The 22,933-nt window shown below is 60.6% G+C and carries 20 protein-coding genes; 14 read left to right on the top strand and 6 right to left on the bottom strand.

The genetic code is table 11. The features are described 5' to 3' along the window. Positions 1-774 precede the first annotated feature (774 nt). Positions 775-1,479 carry a UMP kinase gene (pyrH, locus tag E2N92_RS03830; protein WP_220682372.1) on the bottom strand — a complete coding sequence of 235 codons (705 nt, stop codon included), beginning with the start codon at positions 1,477-1,479 and terminating at the stop codon, positions 775-777. Positions 1,480-1,581: 102 nt separating this feature from the next. Here pyrH and amrS point away from each other — a divergent pair, with 102 nt between their 5' ends. Together amrS and E2N92_RS03840 are read left to right on the top strand one after the other, a co-directional pair. Beyond that, entirely contained in the window at positions 1,582-2,592 is a 1,011-nt protein-coding gene (amrS, locus tag E2N92_RS03835) for an AmmeMemoRadiSam system radical SAM enzyme (RefSeq protein WP_220682373.1), read from the top strand. A 10-nt stretch (positions 2,593-2,602) separates the two neighbouring features. Further along, positions 2,603-3,067 carry a Mut7-C RNAse domain-containing protein gene (locus tag E2N92_RS03840; RefSeq protein ID WP_281425794.1) on the top strand — a complete coding sequence of 155 codons (465 nt, stop codon included), beginning with the start codon at positions 2,603-2,605 and terminating at the stop codon, positions 3,065-3,067. A 10-nt stretch (positions 3,068-3,077) separates the two neighbouring features. On the opposite strand, the gene E2N92_RS03845 is transcribed toward E2N92_RS03840, so the two are convergent. Then, the gene (locus E2N92_RS03845; protein ID WP_220682374.1) at positions 3,078-3,743 is read right to left on the bottom strand and encodes a flavodoxin family protein; all 666 of its coding nucleotides are present in this window, start codon (positions 3,741-3,743) and stop codon (positions 3,078-3,080) included. Positions 3,744-4,342: 599 nt separating this feature from the next. On the opposite strand from E2N92_RS03845, the gene mcrB reads away from it, so the two are divergent. The 8 genes from mcrB (at position 4,343) to E2N92_RS03885 (ending at position 13,302) form a co-directional block, all read left to right on the top strand. Further along, the gene (gene mcrB, locus E2N92_RS03850; protein WP_220682375.1) at positions 4,343-5,659 is read left to right on the top strand and encodes a coenzyme-B sulfoethylthiotransferase subunit beta; all 1,317 of its coding nucleotides are present in this window, start codon (positions 4,343-4,345) and stop codon (positions 5,657-5,659) included. Continuing rightward, complete coding sequence (mcrD, locus tag E2N92_RS03855; protein ID WP_220682376.1) at positions 5,652-6,191, top strand: methyl-coenzyme M reductase operon protein D; 540 nt, start codon at positions 5,652-5,654, stop codon at positions 6,189-6,191. The genes mcrB and mcrD overlap by 8 nt, the downstream gene beginning before the upstream one ends. Positions 6,192-6,200: 9 nt before the next feature. After that, positions 6,201-6,965, top strand: a complete 765-nt coding sequence (mcrG, locus tag E2N92_RS03860) for a coenzyme-B sulfoethylthiotransferase subunit gamma (RefSeq protein WP_220682377.1) — start codon at positions 6,201-6,203, stop codon at positions 6,963-6,965. A 5-nt stretch (positions 6,966-6,970) separates the two neighbouring features. After that, on the top strand, positions 6,971-8,677 hold the full coding sequence (gene mcrA / locus E2N92_RS03865; RefSeq protein WP_220682378.1) for a coenzyme-B sulfoethylthiotransferase subunit alpha: 1,707 nt from the start codon (positions 6,971-6,973) through the stop codon (positions 8,675-8,677). Between the two features lie 775 nt (positions 8,678-9,452). Further along, positions 9,453-10,064: a flavodoxin family protein gene (locus E2N92_RS03870; protein ID WP_220682379.1), complete on the top strand. Its 612-nt coding sequence runs from the start codon at positions 9,453-9,455 to the stop codon at positions 10,062-10,064. A gap of 289 nt (positions 10,065-10,353) precedes the next feature. Beyond that, positions 10,354-10,575 (top strand): ferredoxin, encoded by a 222-nt coding sequence (locus E2N92_RS03875; protein WP_220682380.1) that lies wholly within the window; start codon positions 10,354-10,356, stop codon positions 10,573-10,575. A gap of 37 nt (positions 10,576-10,612) precedes the next feature. Then, positions 10,613-11,653 (top strand): radical SAM protein, encoded by a 1,041-nt coding sequence (locus E2N92_RS03880; RefSeq protein ID WP_220682381.1) that lies wholly within the window; start codon positions 10,613-10,615, stop codon positions 11,651-11,653. Between the two features lie 152 nt (positions 11,654-11,805). Continuing rightward, a complete protein-coding gene (locus E2N92_RS03885; protein ID WP_246589303.1) occupies positions 11,806-13,302 on the top strand; it encodes an MFS transporter in 1,497 nt (498 codons plus the stop codon). Positions 13,303-13,494: 192 nt separating this feature from the next. Here E2N92_RS03885 and E2N92_RS03890 read toward each other — a convergent pair whose 3' ends face one another. From E2N92_RS03890 to E2N92_RS03900, 3 genes are all read right to left on the bottom strand, one after another. Continuing rightward, on the bottom strand, positions 13,495-14,049 hold the full coding sequence (locus E2N92_RS03890; RefSeq protein ID WP_220682382.1) for a hypothetical protein: 555 nt from the start codon (positions 14,047-14,049) through the stop codon (positions 13,495-13,497). A gap of 304 nt (positions 14,050-14,353) precedes the next feature. Beyond that, a complete protein-coding gene (locus tag E2N92_RS03895; protein ID WP_220682383.1) occupies positions 14,354-16,684 on the bottom strand; it encodes a hybrid sensor histidine kinase/response regulator in 2,331 nt (776 codons plus the stop codon). Positions 16,685-16,833: 149 nt separating this feature from the next. Then, positions 16,834-18,663 carry a ligand-gated ion channel gene (locus tag E2N92_RS03900; RefSeq protein ID WP_220682384.1) on the bottom strand — a complete coding sequence of 610 codons (1,830 nt, stop codon included), beginning with the start codon at positions 18,661-18,663 and terminating at the stop codon, positions 16,834-16,836. Positions 18,664-18,836: 173 nt separating this feature from the next. On the opposite strand from E2N92_RS03900, the gene E2N92_RS03905 reads away from it, so the two are divergent. The 4 genes from E2N92_RS03905 to E2N92_RS03920 all read left to right on the top strand — a co-directional run bounded on the left by E2N92_RS03905 (position 18,837) and on the right by E2N92_RS03920 (position 20,954). Beyond that, positions 18,837-19,448, top strand: coding sequence for a class I SAM-dependent methyltransferase family protein (locus tag E2N92_RS03905; protein ID WP_220682385.1), 612 nt, complete (start codon positions 18,837-18,839; stop codon positions 19,446-19,448). 97 nt (positions 19,449-19,545) lie between these two features. After that, positions 19,546-19,845 (top strand): hypothetical protein, encoded by a 300-nt coding sequence (locus E2N92_RS03910; protein ID WP_220682386.1) that lies wholly within the window; start codon positions 19,546-19,548, stop codon positions 19,843-19,845. Positions 19,846-19,956: 111 nt separating this feature from the next. Then, the gene (locus tag E2N92_RS03915; RefSeq protein ID WP_220682387.1) at positions 19,957-20,148 is read left to right on the top strand and encodes a hypothetical protein; all 192 of its coding nucleotides are present in this window, start codon (positions 19,957-19,959) and stop codon (positions 20,146-20,148) included. Between the two features lie 233 nt (positions 20,149-20,381). Further along, entirely contained in the window at positions 20,382-20,954 is a 573-nt protein-coding gene (locus tag E2N92_RS03920) for a hypothetical protein (protein ID WP_220682388.1), read from the top strand. A 285-nt stretch (positions 20,955-21,239) separates the two neighbouring features. Here the strand turns inward: E2N92_RS03920 and E2N92_RS03925 are convergent, their stop codons facing one another. Continuing rightward, complete coding sequence (locus E2N92_RS03925) at positions 21,240-22,922, bottom strand: MBL fold metallo-hydrolase (RefSeq protein WP_220682389.1); 1,683 nt, start codon at positions 22,920-22,922, stop codon at positions 21,240-21,242. Positions 22,923-22,933: the final 11 nt, after the last annotated feature.

The following is a 22,933-nucleotide window of genomic DNA, read 5'->3' on the forward strand; positions in this document are numbered from 1 at the left end:
GTCATGAACCCGGAGATAAAATCCTGACGGGAGAGTGACGATCTTTTTTCAGCAGGAGCACGCCGCGCCGTGCCGTCCCCCGCCTATCCTCTCGCGAGACGTTAGAAAAGATCTCGTGATAGTGGACGGCACATTCAGATCACCACGCCGTTCCGCTGTCATGACCCCGGAGATAGAACCCGGACGGGAGAGTGACGATCCCTTCTCAGCAGCATCACGCATCCGTGCCGTCCCCTGTTCTCCCCTCTCGCGAGACGTTAGAAAAGATCCCGTGATAGGGGGCGGCACATTCAGATCATCACGCCGTCCCGTTGTCGTGACCCCTGAGATAGAACCCGGACGGGAGAGCGACGATCTTTTTTCAGAGAGATCGCACGTGGTGCCGTCCACTGCCCTATCTTCTCGCGAGAAGGCAGAACAGATTCATTGATCAAAGACGGCATATTCTGATCATCACGCCGTCCCGCTGTCATGACCCTGGAGATAGAACCCGGACGGGAGAGCGACGATCTTTTTTCAGCGGGAGAACCCCGCGCCGTGCCGTCCCCCCTATCCTCTCGCGAGACGACAGGCCAGATCCAGTGAAGAGGGGGCGGCAATCGGGCACGGGTCCCGGCGAGGGTCCCACCGGGTATCCGGTTCCGAGGGAGGAGCACGGATCCACGCACACCACAAAAACCCACAACATGCCGGGTTCTACAGACCCCAACAAAAACAGAAAAAAACAAAAATGACCCGCCCTCCAGGGCGGGATCGTCCAACGCTTGCGCGATCTCACAGGGGGAACGGGCTGCAGGCGCCCTCGCTGACGATGGTGCCCTCGAACTTCCCCTCGCAGACCGCCACAACCAGATTCCTCGGGTTTCTGCCGTCGATGACCGCGAGCGGGATGCCGCTGCGCTCGATGACCTTGGCGGCCACGATGTCGATGACCGTGTTGGACCCGGCGTCGAGGCGGGCCGACGAGATGATGCCGAGGAGTTCGGCCGGGGTGAGATGGTCGTAGCGACGGGCGTCCTTCTCGACCTTCGGGTCGGCGCTGTAGATGGCGTCGACCGAGGTGCCGTTGATGATCACGTCGGCCCCGACGGTCTCAGCGAGCACGGCCGAGACGGCGTCGGTCGTCTGCCCGGGGGTGACCCCGCCCATCACGACGATCTTGCCTGACTCGCCGAACTCCCGCGCCTGCCGGTACGAGGTGGCGATCGCCGGATAGGCGGCATCGCCGAGGGCGAGCATCAAAAGCGTGGCGTTGATCCTGGTGACCATGATCCCGATCTCGTCGGAGGAAGCCTCGCTGATCCCGAGAGAACGGGCGGCCCTGATGTAACGGCGCGCCTCACCCCCGCCGCCGACCACGACGAAGACCTGTGCCCGGGTTGCCATCTCGGTAAGCGCTGCCACATACTCGGATACGGTATGGGATTCAAGGGAAGGCACCAGTATCGAACCTCCCAGGGAGAGTACTATCTTCGCCATATAGATCTAAGCTTATTCGTTTCTTCGGGCCTCTGATATATCTTGTTGACGCATCCCATTTCCCCACAATCTTCAATTATACCCCGGTGCATTATCGGGCATATGTACGAGGCGCACCAGTATGCCAGGACTGAAGGGGACGCGGTCAGGTGCTCGCTCTGCGCCCACCGCTGTACGATCGCCGAGGGGAAGCACGGGATCTGCGGGGTGCGCATCAACCGGGGCGGCACGCTCTACGCGGCGAACTTTGCCAGAGTGGCCGCAGAGGCGGTGGACCCGATCGAGAAAAAACCGCTCTTCCACTTTCTTCCCGGCACCCTCTCCTACTCGCTCGGTGGGGTGGGGTGCAACTTCAGGTGTCGGCACTGCCAGAACTGGCATATCTCGCAGGCGTCCCTGGACGCGATGCCCCTGATGGAGATCAGCCCGGAACGGGGCGTCGAGCGGGCACTGGCCTCGGGGTCGGCGAGCATCGCCTGGACCTACAACGAACCGACGATCTGGCACGAGTACGCCCTGGAGATGGGGGCGCTGGCGCGCGAGCAAGGGCTCGGGACGGTCTATGTCACCAACGGTTACGCCACGGAGGAGGCGCTCGACGAACTCGCTCCCATGCTCAACGCCTTCAGGGTGGACATCAAGGCCTTCTCCGACGACTTCTACCGGAAGATCTGTCGGGCCAGGCTCCAGCCGGTGCTCGACGCCACCCTCGCCGCCCATGAGCGCGGGATGCATATCGAGACGGTGACCCTGGTCATCCCGGGCCTGAACGATTCCGAGGACGAGATGAGAGCGCTGATCACCTGGGTGCTCGACAACCTCGGCCCCGACACCCCGATGCACTTCACCCGATTCCATCCCGACTACAAGATGACCGACCGCAACCCGACGCCCCTCCCGCTGCTCGAGAAGATCTACACCATGGCACGGGACCTCGGGGTGCGCTATCCCTATCTCGGGAACGTCCCGCCCGGCCCGTACGAGAACACCTATTGCCCCGCGTGCGGGGCGCTGCTCATCGAGCGGTTCGGGTTTTCGAGCAGGATCGTCGGGCTCGACAGGGACCGGTGCACGAAATGCGGGGAGCGGATCGCGGTTGTCAGGTCGGTCTGAAGAGCGGAAGGTGCGGTTCCTTGCGGACCGGATGCTCGGCACCCTCACCAGGCGGCTGCGGCTGATGGGCTATGACACACTCAGTGCCAACACGCTTTTCCCGGGGAGCAGGCGGGAGGATACGGTGCTCCTGGAGATCGCCGTGACGCAGGGGCGCATACTCCTCACCAGAGACGCCGAACTCGCACGAAGGGCCGGGGAGCAGGGGGTGCGGATCAGGTCTGAACGGGTCGAGGAACAGGTGGCGCAACTCCTGGCCCTGGACCTGGTCAGGCCGGCCCTCTCCTTTGACCGCTGCTCGCTCTGCAACACCCCGCTCAGGCCGGCGCGCCGCCGGGAGATCGAGGGGGCCGAGTACGCACCCCGGAACCGGGACGGGCTCTCGTTCTTCTGGTGCCCGGTCTGTCACCGTCTCTACTGGATGGGCTCGCACACCAGACGGATGCGGGAGGAGATGGAGAAGAGCGGGGGATGACCCGCCCCCTTCACGCTTTCGGCCGGGCGGCCCAGGTGTCGTATTCGTGCGTCCACTCGTCCTTGTGTGCTTCGACGAGGAAACGCATCCGTTCCTCCATCCCCTGGTGGAAGGCCTCCTGGTCAGGGTACCGCCGCCCTTCGCGGACGGCGGCTGCAAGGTCGGTGCCGAGCCGGTAGGCCTGCTCTTCAGCCGGGAAAAGAGCGTCCGGGTCAGGGCCGAGGACGACGCCGACCGCACCGACGGTGGTGGCCCCGAGGACGCGGAGGGTCTGGTTCAGGTAGGCGGCCACCTCGTCGGCACCCGAGCCCCCGGCGGTCGAGACCGCACACCCGTACTTCCCGGCAAACCGCTGGCAATGGATTGCATCGGCCATCCGGTCGAGGAGGAGTTTGAGCTGGGCCGAGACATTGTCGATGTAGTTGGGAGAGCCGAGGACGATCGCGTCGGCGGCGAGCATCTTCTCGTAGACCGCGGCGAAGTCGTCCGACTTCGGGCATTCGCCGGTCCGGTAGCAGAGCGTGCAGCCGGTGCACGGTCTGATCTCGTGGTCGGCGATGTCGATGTACCCGGTCTCCGCCCCTGCAGCGGCGGCCCCCTGCAGGACGGCCTCGAGGAGACGGCGGGTCCTGCTCGCCGCACCCCTCGGACTCCCGTTGATGCCAAGAATTCTCATGAGGATCACCCTGATCTCTGCGAGGGACGTCTTGATACTATCGTTCATTCATGCCCTGCGTGAACAGACCATTTCTCCCCTGCCGCCCCTCCTTCACACCCTTTTTTGATCCCTTCCCTGCGAAAAGCCATTATATCGTCACCTCAAATTATTCTGGAGCATTCCAGAAAGTGCCGACACAGGCCCATGCTCCTGCGAACATCACCATGTGACACCCCTTTTTCCTCGCCACCCTTCGTTGCCGGCCAATATATTAACACACATTATTATTTCTCGAAACAATATTCTTATTAATTATTCTCTAAAATCAAAAGAAATAGACATAAAACCCGGGAAATCCAACATATTGAGGAAAGCGTATATTCAGTACAAAATTTGTACAGAAATAATAGTACAATGTTATAATATTCTATTTTAATGTAAAATATCATGTTAAATTATTAAAAAAGATTAGGAAATTTTATATGAGCCTCGCCGGATAGATATATAGTCCCAGATTGGGGCTTGCAGTAGTGACTCTCAGGAATTCCATACCATTTACCGGGTGGAATTCTTAGTGAAGATACCTTCCTACACAAAGGGTAAAAGGATGTACTGATATGGCAGCATATTCAGAAACCATCGATCTCTATTCAGATGACGGTAAACTGCTGAAAAGCGGTGTTACCCTCGATAAGGTCAGCCCGTTGGTGAACCCTGCGACCAGCAAGATCATCGACCTGACCAAGCGTACGATCAATGTCAACCTCGCTGGCATTGAGAACACCCTCAAAGCCGGCAAGCTCGGCGGAGGGAAGATCAGGGGGCGTGAGCTCAACCTCCCGATCATGGAGAACAAGGAAGCCATCGTTGCCAGGATCAAGGAAATGGTCCAGGTCGAGGAGGGTGACGACACCGAGATCCTCGAGTTCAACAACGGCCAGCTCCTCCTCGTCCAGGTGCCGAGAAAGCGTCTCGACAACGCCGCCACCTACGACGCCGCGATCACCGCAGTCTCTGCGGCGACCACCTACGCGATCGTCGAGGAGTTCGACGTCGACATGTTCAACGCGTCCACCGTCAAGGCGGCATGCTGGGGCGGGTACCCGCACACCATGGACACGAAGGGCAGCAACGTCACCTCCATCCTCAACATCCCCCAGAACAACGAAGGCCTCGGGTTTGCCCTGAGGAACATCCCGGTCAACCACTTCGTGATGATGACCGGCAGGAACTCCCTCCAGGGCGCCGCCCTCGCGGCAACCCTCGAGACCGCCGGTGAGTTCGAGATGGGCCAGGCCATCGGTGCATTCGAGCGCAACCAGCTTCTCTGCTACGCCTACCAGGGCCTCAACGCCAACAACATGGTCTACGACCTGGTCAAGGCCAACGGCGAGACCGGTACCGTCGGTACGGTCGTCCAGTCCCTGGTCGAGCGTGCGATCGAGGACAAGGTCATCGCACCGGGCAAGAAGGGCGGGTACTTCCAGTTCTACAACACCAGCGACCCGATGCTCTGGAACGCCTACGTCGCAGCCGGTTCCCTTGCCGCATCCGTCGTCAACTGTGGTGCCGGCCGGTTCGCCCAGGCGGTCTCCTCGACCCTCCTGTACTTCAACGACCTCATCGAGCACGAGACCGGCCTGCCGTCCTGCGACTTCGGTCGTATGATGGGTACCGCCGTCGGTTTCTCCTTCTTCAGCCACTCCATCTACGGTGGCGGTGGTCCGGGTATCTTCAACGGGAACCACGTTGTGACCAGGCACGCAAACGGCGTCGCTATCCCGTGCGTCGTTGCCGCCTGTGCACTCGATGCGGGCACCCAGATGTTCTCGCCTGAAGGCTCCTCCAAGGTCATGGGCGAGACCTACGGCCAGATCGACGTCTTCAACAAGCCGATTGACCAGATCGCCAAGGGCGTTGATCTTATTGCCTGATTCAGCCTTCCCCCAGTGCAGGATTGTCCCTCTGCGGCTCCTCTCCCCCGAGACGACGGAGCTTCTCCTCAACCAGGTCGCGGGGGTTCCGGGCGTGCGCCGGGCCGTTATCAACGGCCCCGCCCTCCCGGCCACCGTCCCATACGGCCCGGCACGGGGCACAGAGAACCCGAATACCAACAGACGGACGATCCAGGTTCGCGGCACTGAGTTTGAGATGCGGGTCCAGACCGGCATGGTCACCCTCGAAGTCGAAGACGACACCGTAGTTGAGAAGATACGCACGGCCTGCGACGAGGTCTTTACGGCATTCCCGTACACCCTCCAGACCGGCCGTCAGTTCATGAAAAGCCAGGCATCCCTGGTTGACTACGCGAAGTACGGCCCCAACGCCGACGAGTTCATCATCGGACTCACCGACCCGAGGAGAAAGGACAGCCCCGTCATCATCCCGACCGCAACACCCGACACCGATGGGGGAAGACTGTCTGATCAGACGCAGACAGAACATACTTCAAATTATTCCAATTGAGGTGACAAAATGGCATACACACCACAGTATGGTCCGGGAACTTCGATTGTGGCCCAGAACCGGCGCAACCAGATGAACCCCGAATACGACCTCCAGAAACTCCGTTCAGTTACTGATGAGGACGTCGTCCTTGTCCTTGGCCACCGCGCTCCCGGTGCGGCATACCCGACCGCCCACCCGCCCCTGGCCGAGCAGCAGGAACCCGCAGACCCGATGCGCAAGCTCGTCAAGCCGACCGAGGGTGCCAAGGCCGGCGACCGTGTCAGGTACGTCCAGTTTGCAGACTCCATGTTCAACGCGCCCTCGCAGCCGTACCAGAGGACCTACGCCGAGATGTACCGCTTCCGTGCTATCGACCCCGGTACGCTCTCCGGCCGTCAGATCGTCGAGTGCCGCGAGCGTGACCTCGACCAGTACGCGAAGTTCCTTATCGAGACCGAGATGTTCGACCCGGCCACCGTGGGCCTCCGCGGTGCGACGGTGCACGGCCACTCCCTCCGTCTTGCAGAGGACGGCATGATGTTCGACGCTCTCCAGCGCTGTGTCCTCGGCGACGACGGTATCGTCAAGTACGTCAAGGACCAGGTCGGCGTCCCCCTCGACCGCCCGGTCGAAGTCGGTAAGCCGATGGACGAGGCCTGGCTCAAGGAGCACACCACCATGTTCCACTCCCTTGTCGGGACCGGGTTCCGCGAGGACGAGGAATACATCGAATACATCCAGCGCATCCACACGCTGAGGACCAAGTACGGCTTCATGCCCAAAGAGGAGTGATTGCAATGGCAAAGATCGAGAGAGCACAGAAGCTTTTCCTCAAATCACTGAAAGAGAAGTTCCAGGGACAGGACGTCCAGTCTGAGAAGACCGAGTTCTACAAGTTCGACGGTGTTCGCCAGTCCCCGAGAAAGCGCGAGTTCATGGAAGCCACCAAGGCAATCGAAGCCAAGCGTGGTATCTCCATGTACGACCCCGAGCGCTGCCACCTTGGCGGTATCCCGATGGGTCAGCGCCAGCTGATGACCTACGAGGTCTCCGGCACCGGCACTTTCGTCGAGGGCGACGACCTGCACTTCGTCAACAACTCTGCCATGCAGCAGTTCTGGGACGACATCCGCAGGACCGTTATCGTCGGTATGGACATGGCCCACGCCACCCTCCAGAAGAGGCTGGGCAAGGAGGTCACCCCTGAGACGATCAACGAGTACCTCCACACCCTCAACCACGCCATGCCGGGCGCAGCCGTGGTTCAGGAGCACATGGTCGAGACCCACCCGGGCCTTGTCGACGACTGCTACGTCAAGGTCTTCACCGGTGACGACGAACTCGCCGACGACATCGAGCCCCAGTTCCTCATCAACATCGAGAAGCTCTTCCCGGCCGATCAGGCCGAGGATCTGAAGGCCGAAGTCGGCAAGTCGATGTACCAGGCAATCCACATCCCGACCATCGTCTCCAGGACGTGCGACGGCGGTACCACCTCCAGGTGGTCTGCGATGCAGATCGGTATGTCCTTCATCGCCGCGTACCGCATGTGCGCCGGTGAGGCAGCCGTCGCTGACCTGTCCTTCGCCGCAAAGCACGCCGGTGTCGTTCAGATGGCATCCATCCTGCCGGCCCGCCGTGCCCGTGGTCCGAACGAGCCGGGCGGTATCAAGTTCGGTCTCTTCTCCGATATCGTCCAGGCGAACCGGAAGTACCCCAACGACCCCGCCAAGGCATCCCTCGAGGTTGTCGGCGCAGGTACCATGCTCTTCGACCAGATCTGGCTTGGTTCCTACATGTCCGGCGGTGTCGGGTTCACCCAGTACGCCACCGCGGCGTACACCGACAACATCCTCGACGAGTTCACCTACTACGGTATGGACTACGTCAAGGACAAGTACGGCTTCGACTACACCCAGCCAGGCCAGAACATGCTCACCCCGACCCAGGACATTGTCAACGACCTCGCCACCGAGGTTTCGCTCAATGCCATGGAGCAGTATGAGCAGTTCCCGACCATGATGGAGGACCACTTCGGCGGTTCCCAGCGTGCCGGTGTCATGGCCGCAGCCTGTGGTCTGACCTGTTCGATCAGTACCGGAAACTCCAACGCCGGTCTCAACGGCTGGTACCTCTCCATGCTCCTGCACAAGGACGCCTGGTCGAGGCTCGGGTTCTTCGGCTACGACCTGCAGGACCAGTGTGGTTCCGCCAACTCGCTCTCCATCGAGCCCGACCGCGGTCTGATGGGCGAACTCCGTGGCCCGAACTACCCGAACTACGCCATGAACGTCGGTCACCAGGGCGAGTACGCCGCTATCGTCGGCGGTGCCCACTACGGCCGCGGCGACGCGTTCTGCTACGCTCCGCTGGTCAAGATCACCTTCGCCGACCCGTCCCTCAAGTTCGACTTCGCCGAGCCGAGGAAGGAGTTCGCAAAGGGTGCAATCCGCGAGTTCGAGCCTGCAGGCGAGCGCTCGCTCATCATCTCAGCCAGGAACTGAGATTCCACGACTTCTTTTTTTTCTGCACGTTCCCTCAAACGTTTGAAAGAGATGTCGTGATCTTCGAGCCACTTCTCCAGATCCCCAGCGTGTATGCGCCACATCGCGCCGCGATCCGGGCTGTGACTTGTCCATAGACAATTTAAATAACCCTGGGGGCGCGCCCGTGCGCCCCTTCACCTTAGAGAGGTGATGCGGGCGTTTCTGATCTTTTCTTCAGCGGGTTTTGAGAATGGGTGATGAAACCAGGTTTGTAGGACCGGGCATGAACCCCTGGTTCAAAAATACGGGATGAACATTTCTCGTCGCCTGATCGCTCTATTTCAAGACAGGAGAACTGGCGGAAACTTTGTTCCATCGCCGCCCCCACCCATCTTCGGTCCGTGGGGGGGTCCGGGGGTGAAACCCCCGGCGCGAGATGGCGGGGAAGATTCTGTGATTGGGGGCGGCCGGTCTGATCGATGTGCCTTCCCACACGCTCGCGTCGGAGAGGCGACTTCTCCAGAATCCGTCCGTGATAGCAATTGAGGCAGGAAGGCCACGCGGAAGATACTGGCGACGAGATCGCTCAAGACGATTCCCCCCGGTCGACGAAGCAGCAGAAGAGAGGGAACCCTATTTCCCTGCCCCCGCCGACACACATCGTGCGGTGAGAATATGGCATCAGGTTATTCCTCTCTACTCTGGCACCGAACCGCCCGCCAGGGCCAATCTATCCGTTGTCTGGCATTCATCAGATCTTTGTTCCGCACGCGTTCCCTGACCGGGAGGATCGATGCCTCCGCATAACCCCCACGGCATCCTCGGCGTCGGCGGCAGTCCGCGCCGCGGGGGGAACACCGACATCCTGCTCGACCGGATCCTCGAGGGCGCGGCGGCGGGAGGTGCGGAGGTGGAGGGCGTGCATCTCCGCGACTACACCCTCGAGGCCTGCACCGGATGCGAACGCTGCCGGAGGGACCTGACCTGCACCAGGTTCCTGGACGGCATGCACCTGCTCTATCCGAAACTGGAGGGGGCGGGGGGCCTGGTGATCGGGTCGCCGACCTACAACTACAATGTAACCAGCATGACCAAATCGTTCATCGACCGTCTGTATCCCTACTATATCTTCACAAAAGAGCGGCCCGGAGTATATTCAAGCCGGCTCGCCGGAGAAGGGCGCCGGGCGCTGGTCTTTTCAGTCAGCGAGCAGGCGGAGATCGGAGAGCAGGGGTTCACCCTGGAGGCGCTCTCGATGCCGCTCGAGGCCCTGGGGTACCAGGTGGTCGAACGGTTCCCGGTCACCGGGATCTTCGAGCGGGGCGCGGTGAAAGGGCATGACGAGATCATGGACGCGGCGTATGAACTCGGACGGCGGTTCGGCCGCGGGATGGCGGCGCGATAGACTTTGTAGAGTTGAGCATGAACCCTGGGTTCAAGCATATGGGATGAAAATTTCTCACCGCTTGATCGCTCTTTTTCAATCGCCGCCCCCACCTATCCTCGTCGTGGAGGGTTCGGGGGTCTCCCCCGGCGCGAGACGGCGGTGAAGATGCTGCGATGGGGGACGTTCCTCTGATCTTGCGCTGCACTTTATCCTCACACCGATCGATCTCATCCTTCCTCCATCCCGGAGACCCGGTCTATGGCGCGGTGCGATAGGTCTATATGAGAGAGCGACAACTCGCCTCCCCATGGTGCTGGTCACGATCGAGAGGGAGGAGTGCACGAGTTGTGCGCTCTGCTGGGAGACCTGCCCGGAGATCTTCGAGGAGAGTCCTGACGGACGCGTGCAGATCAGGGAGGAGTATCAGACCGACGGCCCGGAGGCAGGAGAGGTTCCGGACGAGATGGAGGACTGTGCAACGGACGCCGCCGACGGCTGCCCGGTGGAGATCATTCAGGTCGGGGAGTGAAAAGAAGAAGAGACCGCCTGCAGGGACGGAGGAGAAGATGATCCCCTGCCGGCAGTGCGGGGTACGACCGGCGGCGGAGGTTATCGGGCTCTGTGCCGAGTGCCTCCGGGCGCTTCCCGTCGGAGAGGTGCCTGACGTCCACTCGCCGGTGAGGAAAAAGTTCGGCCTTCCGGCGAGGCCGCCGAAGAGCCGCGGCGGGGTGCCCTGCACCCTCTGTGCCAACGAGTGCCTGATGGGCCCCGGTGAAACAGGGTTCTGCGGGCTGCGGTGGAACGAGGGGGGGCGACTGATCACGGCGGCGCCGAAAGGGGCTGCCCTTGCGGCGACGTACTACGACCCGCTCCCCACCAACTGTTGTGCGGCCTGGTTCTGCCAGGGGTCGGGAGAGAGGGGTTCCAACCTCGCGGTCTTCTTTTATGGCTGCAACTTCGACTGTCTCTTCTGCCAGAACGCCTCGCACAAACGGGTCTGCGAGGCGCCGACGGTCCGGGAGGAGGATATGGTCGAGCAGGCGTGTGCAGCGCATGTCAGGTGCGTCTGTTTCTTCGGCGGGTCGCCTGAACCTCAACTGCCCTTCGCCCTCCGCGTGGCCGGTCGGGTGGTTGAGGAGAGCGAGAACTCCCGCCATATCTGCTGGGAGTGGAATGGCTGCGGCCACCCCGCGCTGGTGCGGCGGGCGGCCCGGCTCTCCGCCGCCAGCGGGGGGACGGTGAAGTTCGACCTCAAGGCGTACCACCCGAACATCGGTTACGCCCTCAGCGGTGTCGGGAACAGGCGGGCGTACGAGAACTTCGCAATGGTTGCGAGGGAGGTGCCCGAGAAGGAGGTGCTGACCGCGACGACGCTCCTGGTTCCCTCCTATGTCGACGAGAAGGAGGTGACGGCAATCGCCCGCTTCATCGCGGCGATCGACCCGGAGATCCCGTACTCCCTCCTGGTCTTCCATCCCGACTTCGCCATGGCAGACCTCCCGATTACTCCTCGTTCGCAGGTGGCGGCGTGCGAGCGAGCGGCGAAGCGGTATCTCTCACGGGTGGAGGTGGGGAACAGGCATCTGCTGATGTACGCAGGAGATTGATCCTGAGAATCAACAGGGCCGAGATCTCGCCTATTCTGAAATCTGGAATTTCAAAATCGGCCCCTTTCCCTTTTTTCAGATCAGATTGCTGAATCCAGGATCCAAAAGTAGATATAAACAAATTTATTTTTCCGAAAAGGGCATGGTACTCTGTGAAACCGAGTCAGCCTCCGGCACAGGGACACCACACCCTCCTCATCATCTCTGCCATCGCCATCGCGGCCTTCATGTCCGCGCTCGACGGCAGCATCGTGAACATCGCCCTCCCGACGATCTCGGAAGCGTTCGACATCTCAACAGGCCTCGTCTCCTGGGTCTCGACGGCCTATCTGCTGGTGGTGACGAGCAGCCTGCTGATCTGCGGGAAGATCGCCGATATCAGGGGCCTCAAGAAGATCTTCCTCGTCGGGTTCGTCGTCTTCACCCTGGGATCGTTTCTCTGCGGCTTCCTGCCGGTCGCCCTCAACTCCTTCGGGGCCCTCATCGGCGCGAGGGTCGTCCAGGCGATCGGGGGAGCGATGCTCGCCGCCATCGCCCCGGCCATGGTCAGTACCTTCATCCCCATCGAAGAGCGGGGGCGGAGCATGGGCCTGGTGGTCACCTTCGCCTCCCTCGGCGCGGCAGCCGGGCCGTTCCTCGGCGGGCTCCTGACCGAGTTCCTCAGCTGGCACTGGATCTTCTTCATCAATGTCCCGGTCGGGATCGGCGCCGTCATCCTGGGCGCGCGGGTCCTCCCCCACCACCAGCCCGACGCCGGGCGGACGGCTGGGTTCGACGCACCCGGTGCGGCCCTTCTCTTCGCCGGGATGATGACCGGCGTCTTCGCCCTCAACATGGGGACCGCGATGGGTTTCACCTCGCCGCTGATCCTGCTGGCCGCAGGCGCCGCCCTGGTCTGTGCCGCCCTCTTCGTATTCCATGAGCGGCGCGTCGAAGACCCGCTTCTCGACCTCCGCCTCTTCAGGGACCGCACCTTCCTCTATGCAAACCTGGCGGTCACCCTGATCATGATCGCCTTTGCCGGGTCCGCCTTCCTCCTCCCCTTCTTCCTCGAATATGTCAAAGGGATGCCGACCTTCTCGGCCGGGATGGTGATGACCGCCTTCTCCTTTGCGATGATGATCGGCGGCCCGGTGGCCGGGGCGCTCTTCAACCGCGTCGGCGGTCGGCGGCTCACGCTGGTCGGGGCGGTCCTGGCGGCCCTCGCGTTCGTCGTCCTCGCCGGCCTGCAGCCCGAGACCTCCGTCATCGTGGTCGCCGGGGCGCTCGGCCTCCTGGGCTTTGCGATCGGCCTCTATGTCGCCCCCAACAACACCATGGTGATGAACAAGGTCGGGGCTGAGAAGCGGGGGATGGTCTCCAGTCTCCTCAACACCGAACGCTACGGCGGGCAGTCGCTGGGGATCGTCCTCTTCGAACTGGTCCTCATCCAGGGCGTCCTCTCGATCGTCTCGCATGCAGGCGTGACCTCCTCGTCGCTCGCTTCCGTCACCATCGACCAGAAACTCGCGGTCCTCACGGCCGGGTTCGATATGGCCTTCTGGGTCGGGGCGGCGCTCGCGGTGCTGGCGCTCGGGTTCTCGTTCCTGGTGAAGGAAGAGGAAGTGCCGGCCGAGATGGGAGAAGAGGTTCCTGCGGCGGTGGGATGACCACTGCGGGTTTTCCCCGGCCTCTTTTTTCGGCTTTGTAGAATTCAGCATGAACCCCGGGCTCAAGCATACGGGATGAAAAATTCTACAGAGCCGTTTTTTGTATATTGTCAGCACATCCTCCGGCCACCGTGCCGGGGCTAAAAAAGCCGCCTGTTAAGAATTATATTGCGGAGACTACCTGTCATCCATTCAGGACACGGGTATTTCAATATAATCAGTCCCGCATATCTTTACACCGTTTTTTTCATCTGAGCCGACTGCGACCATAATATCCAATGTCCCGGTTTGACCTATTGCATCTTTATCAGGCAACAGATCAATTACAACAGTCCCTGTACCTCTCCCTGCGGTTAAATTACCGCGATCTCTTCCGACTTCTACCCTCGCACTCCATTCAGATTCCGGTTCTGCAGCAGTCCATGTCGTTACATGGTCCGCAGGTATGGCCGGGGCATCGTTTTCCGGATAACTGCTCATAATAGCGGAAACATACCACCCGGCAGGGATATAGAAGGCAACGCCGCCCCAATCATCGGGGTCTACCTCAATCCGGGCAAAAATTCGGATATTTTCTGGAATTTCTCCGGTCCCCCCGACAAATATCGTTCCTCTTGCTGATGTATTCAGGTCTGTGGAATCGGAATGAACACTGAAACCCGTAGTCCGGGTTATGTCTTTGTTGACCGTTATAATTTCAGAGGTATCGTCTTCTTTGATGGTGGCTGAAATCAGTACGGCAGCCATAATTACAATCAATAGGGCAAGTAAAATATATCGAGATTTTATGATCATACAGGCCTCCGTGCGGTCATTTTATCAACGCCGGACAATTTGTTGTATCATTCAATTTGCGTAAGTCATCATAAATATTATGAAAAAAATAACTTCCAATGGAATTAATTCTCTGACTCCCAGGGGTAAAAATCTCTCATCACAATTCTTCGGGGTGTGGAAGGATCTTTGTTCCTTCTCCTCGCGACAGGGCGGAGGGGAGGGGCAGCACCGGATTCACACTCAAGAAGAGATTTCAAGAGAGCCCCTTCCCATGTCATACGCGAGTTTCCGGCACGCCCACATCTTCTCCCGACAACCCGACAGAAGAAGACCATCCTCCCTCCGCCTTCCTGAAGGTGATCCCGACGGCGGCACCCTCCCTAGGTCTCCCGGGCACCCGGTCTCCGATCGAGACCCCACCCCCATAGCAGGCGGCCAGATCCCTGACAATACACAGCCCGTGCCCGCGCACCTTTGAAGAAAGATCCTCACATATCTTCTCGGGAATCCCCGGCCCGTCGTCCTCGACCATGACCTCCACCCGGTCACCGTCCTCCCTGACACCGACCAGGATGGACACCCCCTTCCCGCTGTACCTCACACTGTTGTCAAAGAGATTCCAGAATATCTCCCCGATCAGGTCGTCGGCAAGCACCACCGCGCCACTCTCTGCATACGCGATCTCGATCCCGGGAAAATGCGAGATCTCGTTTTTGATCGCGGCATCAAGGGAGACCTCCTGGAGCGCGGCGGTGCCGTTCCGGATCTCGCCGATCTTTCGGAGGGTCTTGAGATTACGGATCACCTCCTGGCCCTTCCTGATGGCGCGGGTCATTTTCTCTGCAACTATCCTCGCCTCTCCGTCCACCATCTCATCGATGAGATCGGCATATCCAAGAGCGGCAGAGACGGCATTCGCTAGGTCGTGAGCGACGATGTCGAAGTGAAGAGCGGCGATACGCTCCGCCGCTTCACCCTCCCTGTTCCGGCGCATCTGAACATAAAGTGCACCGATCAGGTCTGCAGAGAGGTCAAGGGCCACATGCCCCTCATATACAGAGAGGTCAGGCACCCGCACCGAGAGACAGAGGAGACCCAGGGCCTCTTCCCCATCGGTGAGAGGGAGATGAACAACAGGATCTCCCCTTCCATCCCGTGTTTCTTCGGCGAAGGGCGCAACAGGGGATCCCTCATACCCCTGGAGTCCCGGGACGATCTCATCAAAAGGACCACAGTCTTCCTGCCTGACGACACTGAGCGTGCCGTGCTCATCATACCGTACGATACACCCCCCGCCGATCTCAGGAAGATCCTGCACCGCTTCAAGGGCGGCCTTCAGGAATGCGTCGGCAGAACCGGCCGTCACCGAAGCCGCGACAATTCCCGAGACCGCTTCCGCAAGAGGTGAACCTATCGTCCCACACTCCCCGCTCCCCTCCCCACCGGGCAGAGGGTCGTGCAGTTCGGCAAAGACGCCCCTCGTCTCTCCCTCTCCGTCCCGATAGACGGTACCGTAGAAGAGAACCGACCGTATGCCGCCGTCGACCCCCCTGACCACGAGGGGGTGTTCTCTGACCGTGCCATCGGCGATGACCTTCCAGTACGCCTCCTCCGCACCGACGGGGTCGGTGAAGAGCGCACAGAACTCGGTACCGATCAGGGTGTCCCGCGTCCTGCCGGTCAACGCCTCGGTCGCTGCATTAACGTCGCTGATCCGCCGGTCAGGACCGATGGTCACCAGGGGATCGATATGCGCCTCGATGAGGGTGCGTCTGTACTCCCCGGCCGAGATCACCTCTTTTTCAGCCTGTTTCTGTGCCGTGATATCGCGGACCGACTCGATGGCACCGGCGACGTTCCCGTCCTCACCGTACAGGAGGGTCGCCTTGGCCCAGAGCACCACCTGCTCCCCGTTCAAAGACGCCTCAGCGGTCTCTGCAATGATCAGGCCCGGTTCCCGTTGAACAAGGGTATAGGAGGAAGGCACCTCTTCATCAGGATGAAGGAGAGCGTCAACAAGGGACGGCCTGGATACATCGTAAAAGGGACGTGCATAGGCGTGAGCGCCGGTGCCGATGATCTCGCCCGCCGCCACGCCGGTCATCGCCTCCATCGCCCGATTCCAGGCGATGACCTTTCCTGAACAGTCGATGGCAAAGGTCGCATCAGGGAGGTGGTGGAAGATCTCGGTGATCCGGCGCTCTGACTCGCGGACCTCCTGTTCAAACCGGTGCTTTTCCACGGCCCGCCTGACCGCGTTTCTCAGTTCTGCAAACTGTGACTTTGCCTCGCCCCCTTTCTGGATATAGAAGTCGGCCCCCTGGTTGAGTGCCTCGATCACCACCTCCTCTCTCCCCCGCCCGGTAAAGATGATGAAAGGGATTGGAATGCCGGCACTTCTCAGTTCGAAGAGAAAGTCGATCCCGTTCATGCCCGGCATCTCATAGTCTGAGATGACGGCATCGAACTCCGCGGTCTCGATCAATCCGAGCGCCTCTTCTGCAGATGTGCAGGAGGTGATCTGCATCTCGCCGGTACGTTCGAGAAAGAGTTGCGTCAGTTCAAGGATGAGCGATTCGTCGTCGACGTGGAGGATCCGCATCATGGTCAACTCTCCCCGATAAAATGTGACTTACGACCGATTCGAGGATTTATGAGATCCTTGTTTGCTGAATGCATACTTTTCATCTCTATTTTGGTGGAGATAGGGGGTGCCCGAAGATCATTCAGAAGAGATCTCAAAACCGAAAGTGCTCACGAAAAAACAGTGGTAATCAGCACGATCGAGACGATGTACGCGACCGGGTAGCACCAGACCAGTACGCGATCGAGGCGTTCGGCCACCTCTTTCTGCTCTTTGGTCGCGAGCCACTTAAGGTACAGGTTGTAGACCACCGTGAGTCCGCTGACCACGAAGGTGGTGATCAGGACGGCGTCAAGGAAGGTGAGGTAGCCGAGACGCGGCAGGTCGCCGGCGATGGTGAAGTTGAAGGCGATGAAGAGGAGGAGGTTGGCGCTCGCCACGTCGGCGCGTTTGCTGTAGTCCTTGAGGAGGAAGGTGACCCACCCGAGCATCACCAGGATGAAGATGGGGACGAAGATCCTGAGGATATAATATTCGAGGTGCCGTTGCGCATCAAAGCCAAAGGAGAACCTGGAATGGATCCGGTCCTGTTCGACGGTGTCGACCTCGGTCCAGTAGTTGGTGATGTACCACTCCTCTTCGCCGAGTTGCGTGCCGACGACGGTCTTGCCTTCCCAGTCGGCATACTGGAAGAACTCTTCGGGGTACAGGGCCTGGATCCTGATGTAGAAGGTCTGAGTGTCGAAGGGGTAGTCCTTGAAGTAAAAGTCAGGGGCCTGGAAGGTCGTCCAGAAGCGTTCGAAGTAGGTCGTTGTCCCGTCCGGTGTGATGGTGATGAGCCGGTTCTGGGTCCACCGGTTCCCCTGCTGGTTGAAGAGGGTAAACTCGGGCCATCTCGTCCCTTCGGCCTCGACGAAGTCGTCGATCTCCCGGTAGATCTTGAAAGCAGAGCCTTCCTCCTGTGGGTCGAAGGCGAGTTCGGGATCGGTCCACCGCATCCTGATGTTTGCGACGGCGGCGTAGTTCTCGGCCTTCTGGTCCACGCCGGTGATCTGGTCCAGTTCCACCGCGGCCCTGACGGTGATCGGGTCCCTGATCACCTGCCGTCCGCCGGGAACAGCGGTGCCGTCCAGGACGCCGGGATCGTTGACGCCGACGAGAAGCCTGAACTCCCCTTCGCCCTCGCCGGCCTCCACATGGAGGACCAGGCCCTCGGTCTCGTCGGTGGGAACCTGGTATGAGAGTGCTGCCCTGGTCCCGTGGTCCAGGAAGTTGGCCGCCATCAGGGGTTTCCCATCGACGCTCTCGAGGATGAGGACCGGTTTCAGGTCCCCCGAAATCGTCTCCACGACGGCATGGATGGTGTCTTCGGCCTCGAGGTCCTTGAGCGGGAAGAAGGTCCAGTTCCTGTTCGCGGTGAGAGTGCCGGTCCGCTCCTCGACACCTTTTCCTGCCGGCGGCATCGTCGGGTCGGGAACGGCGACGACCGCACCGGGTGTCGGTTCCGCCGTGCCGTTGAGCACACCCGGAGCGTCGATCCCGACGAGGAGCCCGTATTCACCGAAGGTTCTGGTCAACGGGGAGGAGGTGATGATAAGCGGATAATCCCCGGCCTCCGGAACCTCCCACGAGAATGCGGCGGCATGCCCTTCTGCGCTGTCGTCGTCCCAGGCGAGGAAGAACTGATCGGCGACCCCGGTGATCTCCGCGACCGGTTCGCCGCCGCCCCTGACCCTGCTCTCGACCGTGGTCCAGAATTCCTCGCCGAGGGTGGTGCGGTTAGTCTCGGGCGGCGCGATGGCGACGAAGGGGTCGAGGTTCCCTGAAGTCCGGTTCACCCGCACTGTGACGGTCTCGCCGGGTTGCAGGTCGGGGAGCAGATAGATCACACCGCCCTCTTCGAGCACCCTGCCTTCGAGTGCCTGGACCTCTCCTGCAGAGGCCATGGCCGGCAGGAGCAGCACCAGACACACGGCCACGAGCAATGCCCGACGATCCATCGAAAAACTCTCCCCCCCATTGCTGTCGGCAGCACCGGCGCGGCGACCCCCAGGTTCCGCCGGAGCGCCTCTGCCCTGTACTGCAGAGGACGACATATAAGTCTTTCCCGTCCGTCTGGCATGGGGGCCAAAGTATCATCGTCTCTGCGGCACACTCCTTTCTGGTACCCTTTATGCGCCTCAGAGAATCTCTTGCGGGGTCGGTGCCCGCCCCGTACCTCGACCTCCTCACCGACCGCTATAATGTCATCGGAGATGTCGCCGTCCTCTCGCTTCATCTCCTGCTCCGGGCATATGAAAAAGAGAGCGCCCTGACGGTCGTCCGGAACAGAAAAAACATCCGGACGGTCCTGAACCGGGTCTCGAAACTGGAAGGGGACCACCGCGTCGCCCACTACGAGGCGGTCGCCGGGGAAGAGACGGTCACCTGCCACCGGGAGTACGGCTTCTCGTACCGCCTGGACGTGGCCACAGTCTTCTTCAACCCTTCGCTCGGCACCGAGCGGCAGCGGGTCGCCGGGATGGTCAAACCCGGCGAGCGGGTGCTCGTCCCCTTTGCCGGCGTGGGGCCGTTCGTCGTGCCGGCGGCGACACGAGGGGCGCAGGTCGTGCCCCTGGTGCGGGCCGACGGAATCGTTCATTTCTATACCTTCAAGAAGCCCAAAGAGATCGCCGGGCTTTCCGGGAGTTTCCGGGAGATGAGGCTTGAGATCCGGTCATACCGGCGGTGCGGGAACGTGGCGCAGGGCGTTTCCAGATGGGTCTTCGATCTGGTCCGGAGATGAGCGCGGCACGACCTGGAGGAACGATCACCTCTCAGGGTGACACCAACCTTTTTTAAACCCATGATGGAAAGAGACCGCGGTAGCGGGGGGGTATGAGATGAAGGCAAAACAGACCGTGAAGGTGAAACGTCTCGGCGTGGTCTCGGTCGGACTTTTTTTTGCCGTGCTGATGGCACTCTATGCACTGATCGTCGGGATCGTGGTGTTTCTCTTCGGCGACGTCGGGCAGGGGGCAGGGATGCTCCAGACCGTGGGGACCGGGATCATCGGGATCCTCACCAGCGTGATCGTCTTTGCGATCGGCGGATTCTTCGGCGGGGCGATCGCCGCGTTCGTCTACAACCTGGTCTTCGCCGCCACCGGGGGGATCGAGGTCGACCTCGAGATGGTAGACTGAAGAACGATCATCTTCTCTGATTTTTTTGGTGGTGGAGAATCTACCATGAGTCGGGAGCATGCCTGGTTCTTCAGGGGTCAAAAATAATTCTCCCGAAGGAGGATCTAACATATGAACAATAAAACCAATTCGCTCCCGATTACCCTCTCCCTCCTCGGCATCGCATGCGTCCTGCACTTCATCGGGAGCGAGTACTATTTCTTCGGTTCGGCACCCACCGGCTTCAGCATCGGGACGCTTGGTCTGATCATCGCCACGATGGGGGTGCTGCTCAGCGGGTATCTGGCGTTGAACGAAGAGTGAACCATATGCTCCGGGATTCAGGAAGATCATTTTTTGGACGGAGATGAGCGACCAGATGATCAGGATCGGCCCGGTCGGCATCACCTCATCTCACCGCCACCCCTCCCATCGCACCACATACTGATATACCAGGACAACTCCAGAGCCCCGCCTGGGTGAGAGGATTGAGACGATCAACAGCATCTCTGATGGTATGGTGCCTGGCGGGGCTGACGATATGTGGTGTCTCCGCCATGTCCCCGCCAGCATGGGTTGGGCCGGGAACGACCGTAACCTACGAGGCCGCATTGACGCCGTACTACGCGATCGATTCCGACGATCCCCTGGAGAGATGGGTGCACTATGAAGGGACCGGGGTGTACGCCTTCTGGATCGACCGGGTGCTCGAACGTGACGAGACCGGATATGCAGGAGACTCGACGGTGATCAGCGCCTTCGACGGCAGCACGCTGGTGGAGGGCGAGTGGTCGTATCAGCCGGGAGATCCGGGTATGGGCCTCTTCTGGGTCGATCTCGACGGCATCGCCTTCAGTGAGGAGAACCTCGTCGCGGAAGGGCCGATGGAGGCCGCCGGGGAGGTATGGGATGCCCGGGCCTATTATTATGCGTCGATCGGGAACACCTTCGACGTACGGCTCATCGTGGATAAAGAGAGCGGGCTTCTCCTCAGCAAGACGGAAGGGCTGACCGGTGCGGATGGCAGGATGCAACGGGCGATCTATATCCTGCAGTCGATCGAAAACCCGCAGCCAGGGATGGGTCGGCCCGAGAACACCACCTCGTGTCAGGAGAGAAAAGGTCTGTAGAATCAGGCGTTATCGCCGGACTTACACGTACGCGATTTGAACATTCATGGTGGTCTCAGGGGGGCATGGATCCGTGCTCCCTCTCTGGAGTGGGACACCACATGGGACCGTCACTTCATTGCCGCCTCCGCCTGTCCTCGTCGTGGGGGCGGCGATGGAACACGATCCCCACCGATTCTCCCATCTTGAAAAGAGAGAGAGCAAGTGACGGGAAATTTCCATCCCGTATGCTTGAACCCGCGGGTTCATACCAAATTCTACAAAGCCGTTCTTTGTGAAATTTTTTCAACGACTCACGGGTTCTCTCGTGAAGTCCAATACAAGGGCCGGCATTCCCTGAATGGTCCTGAGGTCGCACCGGCCGCCACAACGGGCGAACCGTCGCCGGCAGGCCCTGAGATAGGGCCAGTCGGCATGGAGGGCACCGGACTGAACGGCAAGGGAGACGCTCTCGCCGGTTCCACGGACAGAGACGGCGATCTCTTCCGCTCCTGCGGCGGTGAGACTCTCGATCACGGCGGTGAGGCCGTCACAGAGCCTTTCCGGGCGGGTCAGCACCATGAGAGAGTCGGCGTCCCGGAGAAAGGTGATGCGGACCCCTTCGAAGAGTGGGAGATGGGCGATTCTCTGTACAAGGGCGGACCTGAACGCCTCCTCGTCCTCGGCCGCGGCGACAAGCGCCTCGTTGAGATAGGAAGGGTCGGAGAGGCGCCCCACAAACTCCGCCATCAGAGAGACGAGATCGACCGGCACCGCGGGGTCGGGAGGATCGAAGGCACAGACCGTATGGAGGCAATCGGTGAGGAGGCGAGAGGCCCGCCGCACCAGGGAGGTATCCACGGCCGGGTCGCCGAGCCCCTGCCCGAAGGCTCCTTCGATCTTTGCCGCGACCTGCACCGCTTTGAGGACGAACTGGACGTCGATCTTCCTGCCCTCCCTGAACTCTGCGGTGAACGCGTCGAAATCCGTGATGAATGCATCGATCGTGTCGGACTCGATGAGATGCTGGTACCGTTCCGCCTCCTCGACCTCGCCGAGAACCTCGAGATAATAGGAGAGATAATAGATCCTGCCTGCGATGACCGGAAACAACCGTTTTGCCTCGTCGAGCATGTCCTGTGCGTACTCGACCGACTCGCGCAGCCGAACGCCGTCGAAGCTCCCGGCCGCTTTCATGCGTTCGAGGTCGCCCTCGAGTTTCTCGAGGGCACGGAGGGTGTCGGGCACGGTGAGCGCTCTTCCATGCCCGTTCCAGCAGAGGGCGATACCGCCAGCGGTCAGGATCCGGCGGACCCCCTCGACCGTGGTGAGCAGGGCACCGGGATCCCACCGGTGGAGTCCTGCGACGCCGGGGTTTGCCGAGAAGAGGAGGTCGCCGATGAAGAGGTGGTCGCCGACCCTTATGCAGACCGAGTCCGGGCTATGGCCGGGGGTGGCATAGACCGATATCAGGTTCCCCGACGGAAAGGTGAGGCGGTCTACCGGAAAGGCGGCATGCTCCTGATGTTCAAGGACGATCGTCTCGCCGTTTCCGAGGGCCACCTCGTGTTCATCCCCTGCATGGAGGCGTACGTCGACCCGGAGGGGTTCGATCTCCCACTTGAAGATATCGGCGACGGTCTGCGATTCGTCTCCCGACTCGAGTGCTTCCGCCGCCGCGATATGGGCAAAGACAAAAACGTCCTTCTCCTCGATCCACGATCGTCGCCTGATCGCCTGGAGACAGTGATCGAGATGACAGTGGGTGAACAAGAGGCAGATCGGACGGGGTTGTCCTGCGGTGAGGGCCTCGACCGTCGAGACGATCGTCTCCATCTGCGCCTCGTCGGCCCCGGTGTCGATGATGACGATCTCGCGCTCTGTCGCGATCAGATAGGCGTTCGAGCAGCAGACGTCCGGTTTCCTTGTCAGGGGAAGGATGCGTGCTCTATCTGTTCCCGGGATATCTTGCCAGTCGTTTCCTGTCATCGACGAATTCA

The organism is Methanofollis formosanus (genome assembly GCF_019633745.1).
Lineage (GTDB): Archaea > Halobacteriota > Methanomicrobia > Methanomicrobiales > Methanofollaceae > Methanofollis > Methanofollis formosanus.

Excerpts from the sequence above, each read along its gene's own strand:
- pyrH (WP_220682372.1), bottom strand. The coding sequence starts at position 1,479 with ATGGCGAAGATAGTACTCTCCCTGGGAGGTTCGATACTGGTGCCTTCC.
- amrS (WP_220682373.1), top strand. The coding sequence starts at position 1,582 with ATGTACGAGGCGCACCAGTATGCCAGGACTGAAGGGGACGCGGTCAGG.
- E2N92_RS03845 (WP_220682374.1), bottom strand. The coding sequence starts at position 3,743 with ATGAGAATTCTTGGCATCAACGGGAGTCCGAGGGGTGCGGCGAGCAGG.
- mcrB (WP_220682375.1), top strand. The coding sequence starts at position 4,343 with ATGGCAGCATATTCAGAAACCATCGATCTCTATTCAGATGACGGTAAA.
- mcrG (WP_220682377.1), top strand. The coding sequence starts at position 6,201 with ATGGCATACACACCACAGTATGGTCCGGGAACTTCGATTGTGGCCCAG.
- mcrA (WP_220682378.1), top strand. The coding sequence starts at position 6,971 with ATGGCAAAGATCGAGAGAGCACAGAAGCTTTTCCTCAAATCACTGAAA.
- E2N92_RS03870 (WP_220682379.1), top strand. The coding sequence starts at position 9,453 with ATGCCTCCGCATAACCCCCACGGCATCCTCGGCGTCGGCGGCAGTCCG.
- E2N92_RS03875 (WP_220682380.1), top strand. The coding sequence starts at position 10,354 with ATGGTGCTGGTCACGATCGAGAGGGAGGAGTGCACGAGTTGTGCGCTC.
- E2N92_RS03880 (WP_220682381.1), top strand. The coding sequence starts at position 10,613 with ATGATCCCCTGCCGGCAGTGCGGGGTACGACCGGCGGCGGAGGTTATC.
- E2N92_RS03890 (WP_220682382.1), bottom strand. The coding sequence starts at position 14,049 with ATGGCTGCCGTACTGATTTCAGCCACCATCAAAGAAGACGATACCTCT.
- E2N92_RS03895 (WP_220682383.1), bottom strand. The coding sequence starts at position 16,684 with ATGATGCGGATCCTCCACGTCGACGACGAATCGCTCATCCTTGAACTG.
- E2N92_RS03900 (WP_220682384.1), bottom strand. The coding sequence starts at position 18,663 with ATGGATCGTCGGGCATTGCTCGTGGCCGTGTGTCTGGTGCTGCTCCTG.
- E2N92_RS03905 (WP_220682385.1), top strand. The coding sequence starts at position 18,837 with ATGCGCCTCAGAGAATCTCTTGCGGGGTCGGTGCCCGCCCCGTACCTC.
- E2N92_RS03910 (WP_220682386.1), top strand. The coding sequence starts at position 19,546 with ATGAAGGCAAAACAGACCGTGAAGGTGAAACGTCTCGGCGTGGTCTCG.
- E2N92_RS03915 (WP_220682387.1), top strand. The coding sequence starts at position 19,957 with ATGAACAATAAAACCAATTCGCTCCCGATTACCCTCTCCCTCCTCGGC.
- E2N92_RS03920 (WP_220682388.1), top strand. The coding sequence starts at position 20,382 with ATGTCCCCGCCAGCATGGGTTGGGCCGGGAACGACCGTAACCTACGAG.
- E2N92_RS03925 (WP_220682389.1), bottom strand. The coding sequence starts at position 22,922 with ATGACAGGAAACGACTGGCAAGATATCCCGGGAACAGATAGAGCACGC.